Here is a 17,015-nt window from a genome sequence, read left to right as displayed (position 1 = left end):
TAGATGAAAAAAGTCTGGATCGGAATTGGGATTGCAGCATTAGTCGCTCTTTTTATTGGAATTAATATTTACCGGTCTGCCGCTCCTGCAAGCGGCAGCGCCGGCCAGAAGGTGGAGACGGGAAGCCTCGAAGAAAAAAAGATATCGTCAACGGTTATGGTTCCAGGCACACTTAAATTTTCAGATGAACAATATGTGTTTTATGAAGCGGATAAAGGAACTTTGCACGACATTAAAGTGAAGGAAGGCGACAAAGTCAAAAAGGGTACGCCGTTAGTCACTTATTCGAATGAGCAGCTCAGTCTGGAAAAAGAACAAAATGAATTAACCGCTGAATCGAACCGGCTGCAAATCGATCAGATTCTAGAAAAGTTACAAGCGTTGGACAATAAAGAAAAAGAACTGACAAAACAGCTCGGAAAGAAAGAAGCAGAAAAGCAAATTGAATCTGAGCGCACAGAGCTTGAAATGCAGGAAAAAACGGCTCAAATTGAATTAAAGCAAACTGAGCTTCAGCGGCAGTCGCTTGCTAATAAAATGTCAGATCTTCAAGTGAAAAGCGAGATCGATGGCACTGTAATTTCAGTCAACAAAGAAGCGGCATCAAAAAAATCAGATATTCAAGAACCTGTTATACATATTGGTAATCCTAAAAACCTTGTTGTTTCAGGGAAATTGTCTGAATACGATACACTTAAAGTCAAAAAAGGCCAAAAGGTCACACTCACTTCAGATGTCATTCAGGATAAAACATGGAAAGGGACAGTTTCCGCTGTCGGACTGGTGCCGGATCAGCAGGAAAACGCCGCGGCAGCAGCTGGCACAGATCAGGCGGTTCAATACCCGCTTCAAGTTAAAATAAAAGGCAATCTTCCAGAAGGAAAGCCGGGTTTTAAATTCATTATGAACATTGAGACGGATAAGCGGAAAACCAATACGCTTCCTTCTAAGGCAGTTAAAAAAGAAGATGATCAATATTACGTGTATACAGTAAAGGATGGTAAAGCCAAGCGAGTCGATGTCAAAATCGGTGAAGTAACAGACGACGTAACGGAAATCAAAGAAGGAATTTCTAAGGATGACCAAGTCATTTTAAATCCTGCTGATGATTTGGCTGACGGAACGGAAGTGAAAGCATAAATGATTCAGCTTTCTAAAGTGCGAAAAAGCTACCAGATCGGCAGAGAAACGTTTGATGTTCTTCATTCGATTGATTTGAACATCAATCAAGGGGAATACGTTTCGATCATGGGGCCGTCAGGATCGGGAAAATCAACGATTATGAATATTATCGGCTGTCTGGATCGTCCGACTTCCGGTATATATAAGCTGGACGGTGAAGACATCTCTTCTTATAAAGACAAAGAACTGGCCGCGGTCCGCAACAAATCCATCGGTTTTGTCTTTCAGCAATTCCAGCTTCTCCCGCGGCTGAACGCTAAAAAAAATGTCGAGCTGCCAATGATTTATTCCGGCATTGGAAAAAAAGAACGTCAAGAGAGAGCTGAAAGAGCCTTAGAAAAGGTCGGATTAGCCGATCGAATGCTTCATATGCCGAATGAGTTATCCGGTGGCCAGAAGCAGCGTGTGGCCATTGCAAGGGCAATCGTCAATGAACCAAAATTAATTTTGGCGGATGAACCGACGGGCGCGTTGGATACAAAAACAAGTGCATCGATTATGGACCAATTTACAGCGTTAAACGACGAGGGAACAACAATTGTACTTGTTACCCACGAGCCTGAAGTTGCAGATTGCACGAACCGGGTCATCATGGTGCGAGATGGAGAAATTGTTCCTCCGGGCTCCGGACAAAGGAGCGTGGGAGAATGAGTCTGTTAGAAAACGTCAGAATGGCTTTGAGCTCTGTTCTTGCACATAAAATGCGCTCCATTTTAACGATGCTCGGAATCATCATTGGTGTTGGCTCTGTTATTGTTGTCGTTGCTGTAGGGCAGGGCGGCGAGCAGATGCTTAAGCAGTCCATCAGCGGTCCGGGGAATACGGTGGAACTATACTACATGCCGAGTGACGAAGAGCTTGCAAGCAATCCGAACGCCGTAACGGCGTCAACTTTCACAGAAAACGATATTAGCGGATTAAAAGAGATAGATGGGATAAGACAAGTAGTTGCATCCACTTCTGAAAGCATGAAGGCGCGTTATCATGAGGAAGAAACCGATGTAACCATTAACGGAATCAACGACGGATATATGAATGTGAATTCCTTAGAAATAGAAAGCGGGAGAACCTTTACTGATAATGACTTTCTTGCGGGAAAAAGGGCGGGCATTATATCACAAAAAATGGCCGAAGAGCTGTTTGATAAATCCTCTCCTCTCGGTGAAGTTGTCTGGGTAAACGGACAGCCTGTTGAAATTATCGGTGTACTGAAGAAGGAAACAGGTTTGCTGTCTTTTGGACTAAGTGAAATGTATGTGCCGTTTAATATGATGAAATCGTCTTTTGGTAAAAGTGACTTCAGTAATGTGTCATTGCAGGTCGAATCGGCTGATGATATAAAATCTATCGGTAAAGAAGCGGCACAGCTGATGAATGACAATCACGGCACTGAGGATTCATATCAAGTAATGAACATGGAAGAGATTGCAGCAGGAATTGGAAAGATCACAACAATTATGACCACAATTATCGGCTCAATTGCAGGCATATCGCTTGTAGTCGGCGGAATCGGAGTCATGAATATTATGCTTGTGTCAGTGACAGAACGAACGCGGGAAATCGGAATTCGGAAATCTCTCGGAGCGACTAGAGGACAAATTCTGACCCAGTTTTTAATTGAATCTGTGGTATTAACGCTCATCGGCGGACTAATTGGGATCGGGATCGGATATGGAGGGGCCGCGCTGGTTTCTGCCATTGCCGGCTGGCCGTCATTAGTATCCTGGCAGGTCATATGCGTAGGCGTGCTGTTCAGTATGCTTATTGGCGTAGTGTTTGGAATGCTTCCTGCAAATAAAGCTGCTAAGCTCGATCCGATTGAAGCGCTGCGTTACGAGTAACCTCATGCATATGCATGAGGTTTTTTAATGCTTGGTGTTTTTTACTATGAATATAAAAGACTTTTTACATTAAGATAAGGAGAAAAAGTCATACAATTGTCCTTGTTTTTGTCGAATTTACAGTTTACAAACCCTATATACATACGTTAATATGGAGAAACGTGAAAGATTTTGATAGTTATTGAATGAATTTGAATGATTTCAGTTGCCTATTGTAACAAAAGCGTTTACAATGAAATTGTATTCAAAATGAATACGTTTTCATTAGGAGGTGAAGCATGCTAACTCCTGAAAGATATCAATTGATTATTGATCAAATAGAAAAGCATGATGTGGTAAAGATTCAAGAGCTCATAAATCTAACAAATGCTTCTGAATCAACAATCAGAAGAGATTTATCGACGCTTGAAGAACGCGGTTTTTTAAAGCGTGTTCACGGGGGAGCTGCCAAGCTTTCCGATATCAGACTTGAACCGGATATGCTTGAAAAATCATCCAAAAACCTTCAAGACAAATTGAAGATTGCTGAAAAAGCCGCTTCACTTTTGGAGGAAGGGGATTGCATTTATCTCGATGCGGGCACGACGACTTTGCACATGATTGATTTTATGGATAAAAGCAAAGATATCGTTGTGGTCACGAATGGGGTTATGCACATCGACGCATTGATAAGGAAAGAAATATCTTTTTATCTGCTTGGAGGATATGTAAAGCACAGAACAGGCGCGGTTATCGGAGGCACTTCACTGATTGCCATGGATCAGTACAGATTCGATAAGAGTTTTCTGGGGGCAAACGGTGTGCATACAGAGGCTGGCTTCACAACGCCTGACCCTGATGAAGCCCTTTTGAAAACGAAGGCTGTCAAACAGGCAAAACACGCTTACGTCTTAGCGGACCCTTCGAAATTTGGAGAAATTTCATTTTCGGCATTTGCCGGCATAGGCGACGCAACAATCATTACGACTGACGCTGAAGAGCTTACATTCGATAATTACCAAGAAAAAACTGTCGTAAAGGTAGTGAAACCATGATTTATACTGTAACACTTAATCCATCTGTCGATTATATTGTTCACGTTGAAGATTTTACTGTAGGAGGCCTGAACCGTTCCGTATATGATACAAAGTATCCAGGAGGAAAAGGCATCAACGTATCGAGACTGCTGAAAAGACATCATGTTCAGTCAAAAGCGCTCGGATTTGTCGGCGGATTTACCGGAGAATATATCAAAGCATTTTTGCGGGAAGAAAATCTGGAAACAGCTTTTTCTGAAGTAAAAGAAGATACCCGCATCAATGTAAAACTGAAAACTGGTGACGAAACGGAAATTAACGGTCAGGGACCAACAATTTCAGACGAAGATTTCAATGCCTTTTTAGAACAGTTTACTTCTTTGCAAGAGGGAGATATTGTCGTTCTTGCCGGCAGCATTCCTTCTTCACTGCCTCAAGATACCTACGAAAAAATCGCAGAAGCTTGCAAACGGCAGAATGCACGTGTTGTATTAGATATTTCAGGCGAAGCGCTTATGAAAGCAACAGAAATGAAACCATTTTTGATGAAGCCGAACCATCACGAGCTTGGTGAAATGTTCGGAACGACGATTTCATCTGTTGAAGAAGCTGTTCCTTATGGGAAAAAGCTTGTAGAACAAGGCGCTGAGCATGTAATCGTATCCATGGCCGGTGACGGAGCGCTTCTGTTTACAAAGGATGCCGTCTACTTTGCAAACGTGCCAAAGGGGAAATTGGTAAACTCTGTGGGAGCAGGAGATTCTGTCGTTGCAGGTTTTCTTGCCGGTGTTTCCAAGCAGCTGCCGCTTGAAGAGGCATTCCGCTTAGGAGTTACATCAGGCAGTGCTACCGCATTTTCTGAGGAACTAGGTACAGAAGAATTTGTCCAGCAGCTTCTTCCTGAAGTTAAGGTCACACGTCTATAGAGGAGGAAACAAAAGTGAAAATAACTGAGCTTTTAACGAAGCATACGATAAAGCTTAATATTGAAAGCAAAGAAAAAGAAAACGTTATTGACGAGATGGTCACAGTTCTTGATAAGGCTGGTAAATTAAATGACAGACAAGCCTACAAAGAAGCCATTTTAAATCGTGAAAGCCAAAGTTCAACGGGTATCGGTGAAGGAATCGCTATTCCGCATGCGAAAACGGCAAGCGTTATCAACCCGGCGATTGCCTTTGGGCGTTCAAAAGACGGTGTCGATTATGAATCACTAGACGGCCAGCCGGCTCACTTGGTCTTCATGATTGCAGCGACTGAAGGCGCAAACAACACCCACCTTGAAGCGCTGTCAAGACTGTCTACACTGTTAATGCGTGAAGAAATCCGCAAACAGCTGCTTGAAGCTGAATCAGAAGACGCGATTATTGACATTATCAATCAGCATGATAAAGATGATGACGAAGAGGAAGAAGAAGAAGCGGCACCAGCACCAGCCGGAAAAGGCAAAATCCTAGCGGTTACAGCTTGTCCGACAGGTATTGCCCATACTTTCATGGCAGCGGATGCCCTTAAAGAAAAAGCGAAAGAGCTTGGAGTTGAGATTAAGGTTGAAACAAATGGTTCAAGCGGTATTAAGCACAAGCTAACTGCCCAAGAAATTGAAGATGCACCTGCAATCATTGTCGCAGCGGACAAGCAGGTTGAAATGGAGCGCTTCAAAGGCAAACGCGTGCTTCAAGTTCCGGTAACGGCAGGCATCAGACGCCCGCAAGAGCTTATCGAAAAAGCGGTGAACCAAGACGCACCGATTTATCAAGGCAGCGGCGGCGGTTCTTCTGCTCAGAGTGATGAGAATGAAGCAAAAGGCAGCTCCGGCGGTATTGGAAACGCGTTTTATAAGCACCTTATGAGCGGTGTCAGCAACATGCTTCCATTCGTAGTGGGCGGCGGTATACTCGTTGCAATTTCATTCTTCTGGGGGATCCATTCTTCAGATCCAAATGACCCTAGCTACAATACGTTTGCTGCAGCATTGAACTTTATCGGCGGCGACAACGCATTAAAATTGATTGTTGCAGTTCTGGCCGGTTTTATCGCGATGAGTATTGCAGATCGTCCGGGATTTGCTCCTGGTATGGTCGGCGGGTTTATGGCCACTCAAGCGAATGCGGGATTCTTAGGCGGCTTGATTGCCGGATTCCTTGCTGGTTATGTCGTAATTTTATTGAAAAAAGTATTTGTATTTATCCCTCAGTCACTTGATGGATTGAAGCCTGTATTGATTTATCCGCTGTTTGGTATTTTTATCACTGGCGTATTGATGCAATTTGTAATCAATACACCTGTAGCAGCATTTATGAATTTCTTAACAGACTGGCTTCAAAGCCTTGGTACAGGAAACCTGGTGTTAATGGGTATTATTTTAGGCGGTATGATGGCGATCGACATGGGCGGTCCGCTTAATAAAGCAGCCTTCACGTTCGGTATCGCGATGATTGATGCAGGCAACTATGCGCCTCATGCAGCAATCATGGCCGGCGGTATGGTTCCTCCATTAGGTATCGCACTTGCAACAACAATTTTCAGAAACAAGTTCTCTCAGCGTGACCGTGAAGCAGGTATTACGTGCTACTTCATGGGTGCGGCTTTCGTAACAGAAGGCGCAATCCCGTTTGCTGCGGCTGATCCGCTTCGCGTTATTCCAGCTGCTGTGGTCGGTGCAGCAGTTGCCGGCGGATTAACTGAATTCTTCCGTGTAACCCTTCCTGCACCTCACGGAGGCATATTCGTAGCCTTTATTACAAACCATCCGCTCCTTTACTTATTAAGTATTGTAATTGGTGCTGTGGTTATGGCGATTATCCTAGGTATCGTGAAAAAACCTGTAACTGATAAATAAGGAAAAAAGCGTCCTGTTACTAAAGGACGCTTTTTCTCTATCTTCTTGCAGCAGCGCGGTTAAGTTATGTATTTTATAATAAATTATGATAAAGTAAAAGAAGGGAAACAACTGATATAGCAATCGTCTAGGAGGAAACACTTTGACCGAAGAAAATCAAATAAAAACTGAAAAAGCGGGGAAGAAAAAAACCAATACGTATTGGGAATGGGGAAAAGCGATTGTCATTGCTGTCCTGTTGGCACTCATTATCCGCCACTTCCTATTTGAACCGTATTTAGTCGAAGGTTCATCTATGTATCCCACTTTACATGATGGCGAAAGGCTGTTTGTCAATAAAACGGTACACTATATCGGTGAGCTGAAGCGGGGCGATATCGTCATTATCAATGGTGAGACTTCAAAAATCCATTACGTCAAACGATTGATCGGTAAGCCTGGAGAAACCGTGGAAATGAAGGATGACACGCTTTATATAAACGGAAAAAAAGTTGACGAGCCTTATTTGTCTAAAAACAAAAAAGAGGCAGAAAAGCTTGGTGTCAGTCTTACAGGCGACTTTGGCCCGGTGAAAGTACCGAAAGGCAAATATTTCGTTATGGGGGATAACCGGCTAAACTCCATGGACAGCAGAAATGGCCTCGGACTGATTGCGGAAGATCGGATTGTGGGTACGTCGAAGTTTGTATTTTTCCCGTTTAATGAAATGCGCCAAACCAAATAAAAACGCCTTGCTGGCCTTTGGACAGCAGGCGTTTTTTAATTGGAAAAAGAAGCGACCAATGCAATGCATAATACAGTGACAAATACTGAACCAATAATAGCCAGCACACTGAAGAAAAGGTGCACTTGTTTGTTCTCTTTGCCGCGTTTTTCTAATAACCGTTTAGAGAAGATATGTGAGAAGATATAAATCAGGGCGATCCCGATATATAAGCCGATATCTTTGGCGGTAAAGCCAGTTACGGCAAGATAAAAGCCTGTAAAAAAGATCAATAAGCAATATTCAGTCAGTGTTAAGAGCCTCAATGTGTTCCTCCGAGTAAGAATGTATGATTTTCCATCTGGATGCATCCTCTTTGCCTTCAATTGTACCACAGCTTCTCCCTTTTAGTGTAGAAGTGTTTCTGCCTGCTTTTATCAGGGAAGCATTTCTCTTGTCTTCCATTCATGGTATACTTTTAATTGATGATAGACATGATGGAGGATATTAAATGATTGCTGTAAATAATGTGAGCTTGCGGTTTGCGGATCGCAAGTTATTTGAAGATGTAAATATTAAATTTACCCCAGGCAACTGTTACGGGTTAATTGGTGCCAATGGTGCTGGTAAATCAACGTTTCTGAAAGTGTTATCAGGAGAAATTGAGCCTCAGACAGGCGATGTTCATATGAGTCCTGGCGAGCGTCTTGCCATTCTGAAACAGAACCACTTTGAGTACGAAGAGTATGAAGTGCTAAAAGTTGTGATTATGGGACATAAGCGTTTATACGAGGTCATGCAGGAGAAAGACGCAATTTACATGAAGCCTGATTTCTCGGATGAAGACGGAATTCGTGCGGCAGAGCTCGAAGGTGAATTTGCAGAGCTGAACGGATGGGAAGCAGAAAGTGAAGCTGCAATCCTCTTAAAAGGTCTCGGCATCTCAGAAGATCTTCACACGAAAAAGATGGAAGACATTGGCGGTTCCGAAAAAGTAAAGGTTCTCCTGGCCCAGGCATTATTCGGCAAACCCGATGTCCTGCTTCTTGATGAGCCGACGAACCACTTGGACCTTCAGGCAATTCAGTGGCTGGAAGAGTTTCTGATTAACTTTGACAATACTGTGATTGTTGTATCCCATGACCGTCACTTTTTAAACAAAGTGTGTACACATATTGCTGACCTTGATTTTAACAAAATCCAAATCTACGTAGGAAACTATGATTTCTGGTATGAATCAAGCCAGCTTGCTTTGAAGCTTTCACAAGAAGCGAACAAGAAAAAAGAAGAGCAAATTAAACAGCTGCAAGAGTTTGTGGCCAGATTCAGCGCGAACGCGTCTAAATCAAAACAGGCGACTTCAAGAAAGAAACTTCTTGATAAAATTTCTCTTGATGACATTAAACCATCTTCACGCCGTTATCCTTACGTCAACTTCACACCGGAACGAGAAATTGGTAATGACGTTCTCCGGGTAGAAGGATTAACGAAAACAATTGATGGTGTAAAAGTTCTCGACAATGTCAGCTTTATTATGAATAGAGAAGATAAAATTGCTTTTACAGGACGTAACGAATTGGCTGTTACTACTCTGTTCAAAATCATTTCCGGGGAAATGGAAGCTGACAGCGGAACGTTTAAATGGGGCGTGACGACATCTCAAGCGTACTTCCCTAAAGACAACAGCGAATATTTTGAAGGCAGTGATTTAAATCTTGTAGACTGGCTTCGCCAATATTCTCCTCATGATCAAAGCGAGAGCTTTTTACGTGGCTTCTTAGGTCGCATGCTGTTTTCCGGTGAAGAAGTACACAAAAAAGCAAATGTATTATCTGGGGGAGAAAAGGTTCGCTGCATGCTTTCGAAAGCAATGCTTTCTGGCGCCAATATTTTAATTTTGGATGAACCGACCAACCATTTAGACCTAGAATCCATTACAGCGCTCAATAACGGCTTAATCAGCTTTAAAGGCGCTATGTTGTTTACATCACATGACCACCAGTTTGTACAGACGATTGCCAACAGAATCATAGAAATTACGCCTAATGGCATCGTTGACAAGCAAATGAGCTATGACGAGTTCCTTGAAAATGCTGATGTGCAGAAAAAACTGGCTGAACTATACGCGTAATAAAAAAGCAGAGAATTCTCTGCTTTTTTTTGTACATAGAAAAGAAAGGGGACATTAACTTGAAATTTTTAATTGTCGGAGCAGGTGGAGTAGGCGGTTATATTGGCGGACGGCTTGCAGAGAAAGGGAATGCGGTGACGTTTCTTGTCCGCCAAAAAAGAGCTGAACAGTTAAAACAAACGGGACTAGTTATTCATAGTGAAAAGGGTGACGTGTCCTTGGACCCAGCAGTAATCACGGCAGGAGAAAGAGGACAGTTTGATGTGATCATCATCGCTTCTAAAGCATATTCACTCGGTCAGGTGATTGACGATGTCAAACCTTTTGTCCACAGCGCATCAGTCATTATTCCTTTCTTGAACGGTTATCGCCACTACGAGCAGCTGTTTACGGCATTTTCGAAAGATCAGGTGCTGGGCGGGCTGTGTTTCATAGAAAGTGCTTTAAACAAGCAGGGAGAAATCAACCATACAAGTGCGTCGCATCGTTTTGTGTTTGGTGAATGGAACGGTGAGCGTACGAAACGGATAAAAGAGCTTGAGAAAGCATACGCAGGAGTGAAGGCGGAGGTCATCATTAGCGAGCATATCGAAAAAGACATCTGGAAAAAATATCTGTTTATTGCAGCGCAAGCAGGAATGACAACCTTATTTCAAAGACCGCTTGGACCAATTCTTGAAACAGAGAGCGGACGGCACACTGCGCAAACACTCATTGGGGAAATCGGCCTGATCTTACGCAAGGAGGGGGTGCCTGCTGATCCAGAGCTTGAAGAAGATAGCTTCCGCACGATGACAAAAATGTCTTATCATATGAAATCCTCCATGCTCCGTGATATGGAAAATGGTCAAACGACTGAAGGTGATCATCTGCATGGCTTTTTGCTTGATAAAGCAAAGCGTTTGTCCCTTTCAACACCAATATTAGAAACAGTTTATGCCAATCTGCAAATGTATGAAGCAGAAAAATAAGAAGGAGGCGAAAGCCTCCTTCTTATTTTAAAAAGCCCAATTTCCATTTCTAAAGATCGGTTCTCTTTTTCCGTCTTCAGTAATTCCATCAATGTTCATATCCTTAGAACCAACCATAAAATCTACGTGGGTAATGCTTTCGTTTAAGCCTTCTTTGACAAGCTCTTCACGAGACATCTGTTTTCCGCCCTCAATGTTAAAAGCGTAAGCACTGCCGATTGCCAGGTGATTTGATGCATTTTCATCAAATAAAGTGTTATAAAAAAGAATATTTGATTGTGAGATAGCTGAATCGTAAGGGACAAGAGCTACCTCACCAAGATAGTGAGAGCCTTCATCTGTTTCGACCAATTCTTTTAATATGTCTTCTCCTTTTTCAGCTTTGATATCAACAATACGGCCGTTTTTGAATGTGAGCGTGAAGTTTTCGATAATATTCCCGCCGTAGCTGAGTGGTTTTGTGCTCGATACAAACCCGTCAACCCCGTCTTTTTGCGGAAGCGTGAATACTTCTTCTGTCGGCATATTAGCCATAAATTCATGTCCGCTTTCATTTATGCTTCCGGCTCCTGCCCAAACGTGTTTTTTCGGCAGCTTGATTGTTAAATCAGTTCCTTCTGCTTGATAATGTAAAGCGGCGTAATGTTTTTGGTTCAAATGATCAACTTTTTCATGAAGGTTTTGATCATGATTGATCCACGCTTGGACCGGATTTTCTTCGTTTACGCGTGTTGCTTTAAAAATTTCTTCCCACAGAAGCTGTGTCGCTTCCTCTTCTGATTTGTCAGGGAACACTTTCTGAGCCCAACCTGCTGATGCAGCACCGACGACAGTCCAGCTCACTTTATCTGATTGAATGTATTGTCTGTATGTATGTAACGCTTTTCCTGCTGCTTTTTGGAAGGCAGCAATCCGTTTGGAATCTACACCTTGCAGTAAGTCTGGGTTTGAGGATACGACTGAAATAAAAGCAGCTCCTTTTTTGGCGAGATCTTCTTTGCCTTTTGCTTCCCATTCAGGATACTCTTCAAAGGCTTCAAATGGCGCCAATTCATATTTTAATCTGGCCACTTCGTCATCCTGCCAATTCACTGTTACATTTTTTGCGCCTTTTTCATATGCATGTTTTACAATCAGACGGACGAAATCACGTACCTCCGTCGAAGCATTTACAACCACATACTGGCCTTTTTGGACATTAACGCCGACCTCAACCGCCAGCTGGGCATATGTATTTAATTTCTCTGAAAATGTATCCATCAATCTTTCCTCCTCGTGCTTTTTTCTCATCATATCAAATAATCTCCAATAAAGAAAAGAAAGGAGTGCAAAGAGAAAAACCCAAAACAAAATTGTCTTGGGCTTTTCAATACTTATGGATGATTCATTTTTACAGGGCCTTCAGGTGCATGAGGCATGTTTGCCAGTGAAATGCTCATGCCTCCAAGAATGATTCCGCTCAAAATGGCTGCAATCGCTACCCGTCTTCCTAAATCTCTAAGCATCTGTTTCCTCCTTATCGTTTCTCCATTTCCCACAATATGAAGAGAGAGAGGAAAAAAGAAGCAGGAATTTCAATTACTTTCTGAGATTTTGCGAGAAAAGGATTATTTAACCGCTTTTTGAAGCTTATCAATCACCTCTAAGGAACGTCCGGTGCCGATTGCCACGGATTCAAGCGGGTTTTGCGCAACGTGTACCGGTACAACGATTTCTTCTGACAGCCATTCTTTTATCCCGTTAAGAAGCGCCCCGCCGCCTGTTAAAATGACACCGCGATCGACAATGTCTCCGCTTAATTCAGGAGGACAGTCCTCAAGTGTGGCTCTAATCGCTTCAAGAATATGAAGGAGAGATTCACGCATCGCAGTTTGAATTTCATTTGATTGAAGCAGAATGGTTTTTGGTAGCCCCGTTACAAGGTCACGTCCGCGAATTTCCATTGCATCCGGCACATGCTCAATTAATGCATGGCCAATTTCCATTTTAACCTGCTCAGCTGTGCGTTCACCGATCAGCAAATTGTACTTTTTCCGCACAAAAGCAACGATATCCTCATCAAGCTGGTCTCCGCCGATTCTGATTGAATGGCAGGAGACAATGCCTCCAAAGGAAATAATCGCGACTTCCGTCGTCCCGCCGCCGATATCTACCACCACGTTAGCAACCGGCTCGTCAACCGGCAAATCCGCTCCGATCGCAGCTGCCACCGGTTCTTCGATTAAATGGACGTTTTTCGCTCCGCAATTTTTCACCGCGTCACTGATGGCGCGGCGTTCCACTGCAGTTGAGCCTGATGGTGTGCACACAACGACATTCGGCTTTCTAAACGACATGCCGATGCTCTTTCCGGCTTTTTTCATGATGTGCTTTAACAAATCAGTTGTCATGTCGTAGTCAGCGATAACGCCGTCTTTCATCGGTCTGACAGCGACAATTTTTCCTGGTGTTTTACCGATCATATTTTTCGCGTCAGTACCGATCGCAAGCACTGCTTTCGTCGTTGTATCTACTGCGACAACAGAAGGTTCATTTAAGATGATTCCTTTATTTTTGCTGTAAACAAGTATATTAGCTGTTCCTAAGTCAATTCCAATTTCAGTTGATTGAAACATGTTTTCACCCAATCTTTATCCTGATTTAATATGATTCTACATTTAAAGTTTCTAAGAAAAGAAGAGATTTGTGGGGGTGTGCGTCGGGAAAGAAATGTTTTTGTAAAAAAATGCGGAAGGGTGTAACAGAAGTAATACATTTTTCGGTTTTATGGAAAAAATTTCGAGCAATTCTTCAAGAAAGCGGGAAACTTTTTCTAAGTTTCGTACGTCTACGATATATTGAGGGACAACCTTGAATATTATATGAAAAAAGAAACGTTTAAGGAAGAAGGGTTTTTATGAAATCAATAGGTGTTGTAAGAAAAGTAGATGAATTAGGCCGTATTGTTATGCCGATTGAGTTAAGACGGGCACTGGATATTGCTATTAAAGACAGCATTGAGTTTTTTGTCGACGGTGATAAAATTATTTTGAAAAAGTACAAACCTCATGGCGTTTGCTTAATGACTGGGGAAATCACTTCAGAAAATAAAGAATACGGCAACGGTAAAATTACGTTAAGCCCTGAAGGTGCACAGCTGCTTCTCGAAGAAATCCAAGCCGCTTTAAAAGAATAATATATGTTGAAAGGCGGAATGTGTAATCTCCGCCTTTTTTTGCGTGCCGATTTCTGATTACCGCCGCCTAAGATATGACATCATGAACAAAAGGTAATGAATGATTTGGGATACTTTACATATTTTACTCAATTATTTGTCGAAGAATGGTACAATAAACAGAGAAACACAAGCGGCAGGTGGTCATATGAGAAAATATCAAGCACGTATCATTTCCATTATTCTGGCAATGATTTTTATTATGTTTTGGGATTATTTATTTTATTTTATAGGCAAAAACCCGATTAATTGGCCTGTTGACATTGTGTATACAGCAGTCACGATTTTCAGTGTCTGGATGCTGGCGTATTATGTCGATGAGAAAAAACAGCTGGTCAAGAAAATGAAAGATAATGAATGGAAGTATAAACAGCTTTCTGATGAGAAAAACCGCATCATGGATAATTTACAGGAGATCGTTTTCCAAACAAATGCAAAAGGCGAAATTACATACTTAAATCAAGCGTGGGCAGCGATCACAGGTTTTTCGATCAGTGAATGTATGGGAACAATGTATAATGATTACTTCATAAAAGAAAAGCATGTAGCTGATCACATTAATACTCAAATCAAAAACAAAGCGTCCTCGGGAATGTTTACGGCAAAATATGTGACAAAGACCGGGACGATCTTTTGGGGTGAGGTCCACTATAAACTTTACTATGACCGAGATGAGCAATTTACCGGAAGCTTAGGTACAATGTCAGACATCACTGAGCGAAAAGAGGCTGAAGATGAGCTTCTGGAGATTAATGAACGGCTTGCGAGGGAGTCGCAGAAACTGTCGATCACGAGTGAACTGGCTGCCGGCATTGCCCATGAGGTCAGAAATCCCTTAACGTCCGTCAGCGGATTCCTTCAAATTATGAAAACATCATATCCTGATAGAAAAGATTATTTTGATATCATCTTTTCAGAGATTAAAAGAATTGATCTGGTGCTCGGCGAGCTGCTGCTGCTGGCGAAGCCGCAGGAAATTACATTTAAAACGCACCCAATCAATGAAATTTTAAAACAAGTCACGACATTGCTTGATACAAATGCCATATTGTCCAATATTGCTATAGAAAAGAATTTTGATGAGACGGAAGCCTGTATGATTAAAGGGGACGAAAACCAGCTGAAGCAGGTTTTTATCAATATAATCAAAAATGGAATTGAAGCCATGCCAAAAGGCGGTGTCGTTACGATTTCCACTACTAAAACAGCTTCACACGTCGTAATAAGCGTAAAAGATGAAGGGAACGGCATGTCACAGGAAAAGCTTGAGCAAATCGGTAAACCTTTTTATTCAACTAAGGAGAAAGGCACAGGACTGGGGCTCGCGATTTGTTTGAGAATATTAAAGGAGCATAACGGGGAATTGAAGATTGAAAGTGAAGCTGGAAAAGGCAGCATCTTTCAAGTTGTTCTGCCCTTAAAATCTGACAGCTGAGAGGGGAAAAACAAGATGAACTTGCTTCTGTTTGTATATGGGACCTTAAGGAAACATGAAAAAAACCATCATCTGTTATCACAGTCGGCTTGTATCAGTGAGCAGGCACGGACAAAGGGATGTCTTTTTGATACGGCAGCCGAGGAACCTGCGGCCGTCTTTGAGACTGATGGCTATATTTGCGGTGAAGTTTATGAAGTAGATGAATCGATTATACATAAGCTGGATCTTTTTTATCAAGGCTACGACAAGAAATCTGTACATGTAAAAACTGATGCTGGAATTAAGAAAGCACTTGTGTATGATATGAAAAGAGATAATTGTGCTGACTTTGTGAAAATAGGCAGCGGTGACTGGAAAGAACATCAGATGATCAGCAAATCTAAAGGTCCCGTGTACTATTTTGCCTACGGATCTTGTATGGACAATGCCCGTTTTCAAAAAGCAGGGGTTGATCATTATTTTCAAGATCCAGTGGGAGGAGCTGTTTTAAAAGGGTATACAACCCGCTTTACGTTAAAAAGACAAGACGGCTCAAGAGCGGATATCACTGAAGACGGAGGCACGACAGAAGGGGTTTTGTATCGTCTTCCTTTTTCAGCTGTCGCCTATTTGTATAAAAGGGAAGGGGTTGAATCTCTTACCTATCGGCCGGCATTTGTAGACGTTGAAGCAGGGGGAAAGCTCTATACCGATTGTTTAACCTTTCTCGTCCTCCGAAAAGAAGCGGAAACAGCACCTCCTCAGCATTATCAAATCGAGATCGAACGGGGAGCGGAGCTTTATTTGACCCCGGGCTTTACTGAACGGCTTAAGCAGCATATGAATTCGCTGCCAAAAGGTTGATGAAATTAACACTGTCTCAAAAGAATATGTTAAAATTTGATCAATATGATGTTAGGTAAAGGAGCACCACTATGAAAAAAGAATTTGCCGTAATTGGACTTGGCCGTTTTGGTGGAAGTATTTGCAAAGCATTGAGCGAAGAGGGCGTCGAGGTCATGGCGATGGATATTGATGAAGATAAAGTCAACGAGTATGCCAAAATTGCATCACATGCCGTCATCGGAGACTCGACCGACGAATCTGTTCTGAAAAATTTAGGTTTGAGGAATTTTGACCACGTCATTGTTGCGATCGGTGAAAATATTCAGGCGAGTATATTAACAACTCTGATCCTCAAAGAACTGGGTGTCAACACGATTACAGTTAAGGCTCAGAACGATTATCATGAAAAAGTGCTGTCTAAAATCGGCGCGGATCACATTGTCCACCCGGAACGAGATATGGCAAAAAGAATTGCGCATAATATCGTGTCCAACAATGTACTTGATTATTTGGAGCTGTCAGAAGAGCATAGTCTTGTCGAGATCGTGGCCAACAGCCGACTTGCCGGAAATACTCTTCTCGATTTAGATATACGGGCGAAATATGGTATTAATATTGTAGCGATTAAAAGGGGCAAGGAAGTCATCGTGTCGCCGCTTGCGACTGAAGTGATACACCAAGAAGATATTCTCATCGTCATTGGATCGGTTACGGATATTTCACGTTTCGAGAAAAGAGTTCTTCATACGAAATAGAAGAAATATAAGCCGTCCTTAGGGGCGGTTTTTTTCATATTATCAGAATATAACAACTTTAATGAACTGAGTGCCAATTTATTAAAATTTTATTGAC

At 42.3% G+C, this 17,015-nt stretch carries 17 protein-coding genes; 13 read left to right on the top strand and 4 right to left on the bottom strand.

Annotated features, from left to right (window positions below):
• Window positions 1-3 precede the first annotated feature (3 nt).
• From V6D42_RS07150 to sipT, 7 genes are all read left to right on the top strand, one after another.
• Window positions 4-1,140 (top strand): efflux RND transporter periplasmic adaptor subunit, encoded by a 1,137-nt coding sequence (locus tag V6D42_RS07150; protein ID WP_333512763.1) that lies wholly within the window; start codon window positions 4-6, stop codon window positions 1,138-1,140.
• Window positions 1,141-1,833: an ABC transporter ATP-binding protein gene (locus V6D42_RS07145; RefSeq protein WP_168747669.1), complete on the top strand. Its 693-nt coding sequence runs from the start codon at window positions 1,141-1,143 to the stop codon at window positions 1,831-1,833.
• Entirely contained in the window at window positions 1,830-3,023 is a 1,194-nt protein-coding gene (locus tag V6D42_RS07140) for an ABC transporter permease (protein WP_326202183.1), read from the top strand. The genes V6D42_RS07145 and V6D42_RS07140 overlap by 4 nt, the downstream gene beginning before the upstream one ends.
• A 278-nt stretch (window positions 3,024-3,301) precedes the next feature.
• On the top strand, window positions 3,302-4,057 hold the full coding sequence (locus V6D42_RS07135; RefSeq protein ID WP_229148119.1) for a DeoR/GlpR family DNA-binding transcription regulator: 756 nt from the start codon (window positions 3,302-3,304) through the stop codon (window positions 4,055-4,057).
• On the top strand, window positions 4,054-4,965 hold the full coding sequence (pfkB, locus tag V6D42_RS07130) for a 1-phosphofructokinase (protein ID WP_333512762.1): 912 nt from the start codon (window positions 4,054-4,056) through the stop codon (window positions 4,963-4,965). Before V6D42_RS07135 ends, pfkB begins: the two co-directional genes overlap by 4 nt.
• Window positions 4,966-4,979: 14 nt before the next feature.
• Window positions 4,980-6,881 (top strand): PTS fructose transporter subunit IIABC, encoded by a 1,902-nt coding sequence (locus V6D42_RS07125; RefSeq protein ID WP_333512761.1) that lies wholly within the window; start codon window positions 4,980-4,982, stop codon window positions 6,879-6,881.
• Window positions 6,882-7,023: 142 nt separating this feature from the next.
• Entirely contained in the window at window positions 7,024-7,605 is a 582-nt protein-coding gene (gene sipT / locus V6D42_RS07120) for a signal peptidase I sipT (protein ID WP_029441233.1), read from the top strand.
• A 35-nt stretch (window positions 7,606-7,640) separates the two neighbouring features.
• Here sipT and V6D42_RS07115 read toward each other — a convergent pair whose 3' ends face one another.
• Complete coding sequence (locus V6D42_RS07115; protein WP_010334087.1) at window positions 7,641-7,910, bottom strand: hypothetical protein; 270 nt, start codon at window positions 7,908-7,910, stop codon at window positions 7,641-7,643.
• Window positions 7,911-8,095: 185 nt separating this feature from the next.
• Here V6D42_RS07115 and V6D42_RS07110 point away from each other — a divergent pair, with 185 nt between their 5' ends.
• Together V6D42_RS07110 and V6D42_RS07105 are read left to right on the top strand one after the other, a co-directional pair.
• Window positions 8,096-9,715 (top strand): ABC-F family ATP-binding cassette domain-containing protein, encoded by a 1,620-nt coding sequence (locus V6D42_RS07110; RefSeq protein ID WP_168747675.1) that lies wholly within the window; start codon window positions 8,096-8,098, stop codon window positions 9,713-9,715.
• A 59-nt stretch (window positions 9,716-9,774) separates the two neighbouring features.
• The gene (locus V6D42_RS07105) at window positions 9,775-10,686 is read left to right on the top strand and encodes a ketopantoate reductase family protein (RefSeq protein WP_326202197.1); all 912 of its coding nucleotides are present in this window, start codon (window positions 9,775-9,777) and stop codon (window positions 10,684-10,686) included.
• A 27-nt stretch (window positions 10,687-10,713) separates the two neighbouring features.
• Here V6D42_RS07105 and V6D42_RS07100 read toward each other — a convergent pair whose 3' ends face one another.
• The 3 genes from V6D42_RS07100 to mreBH all read right to left on the bottom strand — a co-directional run bounded on the left by V6D42_RS07100 (window position 10,714) and on the right by mreBH (window position 13,301).
• The gene (locus tag V6D42_RS07100) at window positions 10,714-11,946 is read right to left on the bottom strand and encodes an aminopeptidase (RefSeq protein ID WP_333512760.1); all 1,233 of its coding nucleotides are present in this window, start codon (window positions 11,944-11,946) and stop codon (window positions 10,714-10,716) included.
• 113 nt (window positions 11,947-12,059) lie between these two features.
• Window positions 12,060-12,191: a protein YkpC gene (locus V6D42_RS07095; RefSeq protein ID WP_010334091.1), complete on the bottom strand. Its 132-nt coding sequence runs from the start codon at window positions 12,189-12,191 to the stop codon at window positions 12,060-12,062.
• A gap of 102 nt (window positions 12,192-12,293) precedes the next feature.
• On the bottom strand, window positions 12,294-13,301 hold the full coding sequence (gene mreBH, locus V6D42_RS07090) for a cell shape-determining protein MreBH (RefSeq protein ID WP_333512759.1): 1,008 nt from the start codon (window positions 13,299-13,301) through the stop codon (window positions 12,294-12,296).
• Window positions 13,302-13,582: 281 nt separating this feature from the next.
• Here mreBH and abhA point away from each other — a divergent pair, with 281 nt between their 5' ends.
• The 4 genes from abhA (at window position 13,583) to ktrC (ending at window position 16,918) form a co-directional block, all read left to right on the top strand.
• Complete coding sequence (abhA, locus tag V6D42_RS07085) at window positions 13,583-13,861, top strand: transcriptional regulator AbhA (RefSeq protein WP_003244728.1); 279 nt, start codon at window positions 13,583-13,585, stop codon at window positions 13,859-13,861.
• 187 nt (window positions 13,862-14,048) lie between these two features.
• Window positions 14,049-15,335 carry an ATP-binding protein gene (locus V6D42_RS07080; RefSeq protein WP_333512758.1) on the top strand — a complete coding sequence of 429 codons (1,287 nt, stop codon included), beginning with the start codon at window positions 14,049-14,051 and terminating at the stop codon, window positions 15,333-15,335.
• Window positions 15,336-15,350: 15 nt separating this feature from the next.
• Window positions 15,351-16,181 (top strand): gamma-glutamylcyclotransferase, encoded by an 831-nt coding sequence (locus V6D42_RS07075; protein WP_333512757.1) that lies wholly within the window; start codon window positions 15,351-15,353, stop codon window positions 16,179-16,181.
• A gap of 71 nt (window positions 16,182-16,252) precedes the next feature.
• A complete protein-coding gene (gene ktrC, locus V6D42_RS07070; protein ID WP_010334094.1) occupies window positions 16,253-16,918 on the top strand; it encodes a Ktr system potassium transporter KtrC in 666 nt (221 codons plus the stop codon).
• Window positions 16,919-17,015: the final 97 nt, after the last annotated feature.

This window comes from Bacillus sp. 0909A (assembly GCF_036765115.1).
Taxonomy (GTDB): Bacteria; Bacillota; Bacilli; order Bacillales; family Bacillaceae; genus Bacillus; species Bacillus mojavensis.
The sequence above is the reverse complement of the archived record's forward strand: the minus strand, read 5'-3'. Positions and strand labels throughout refer to the sequence as shown.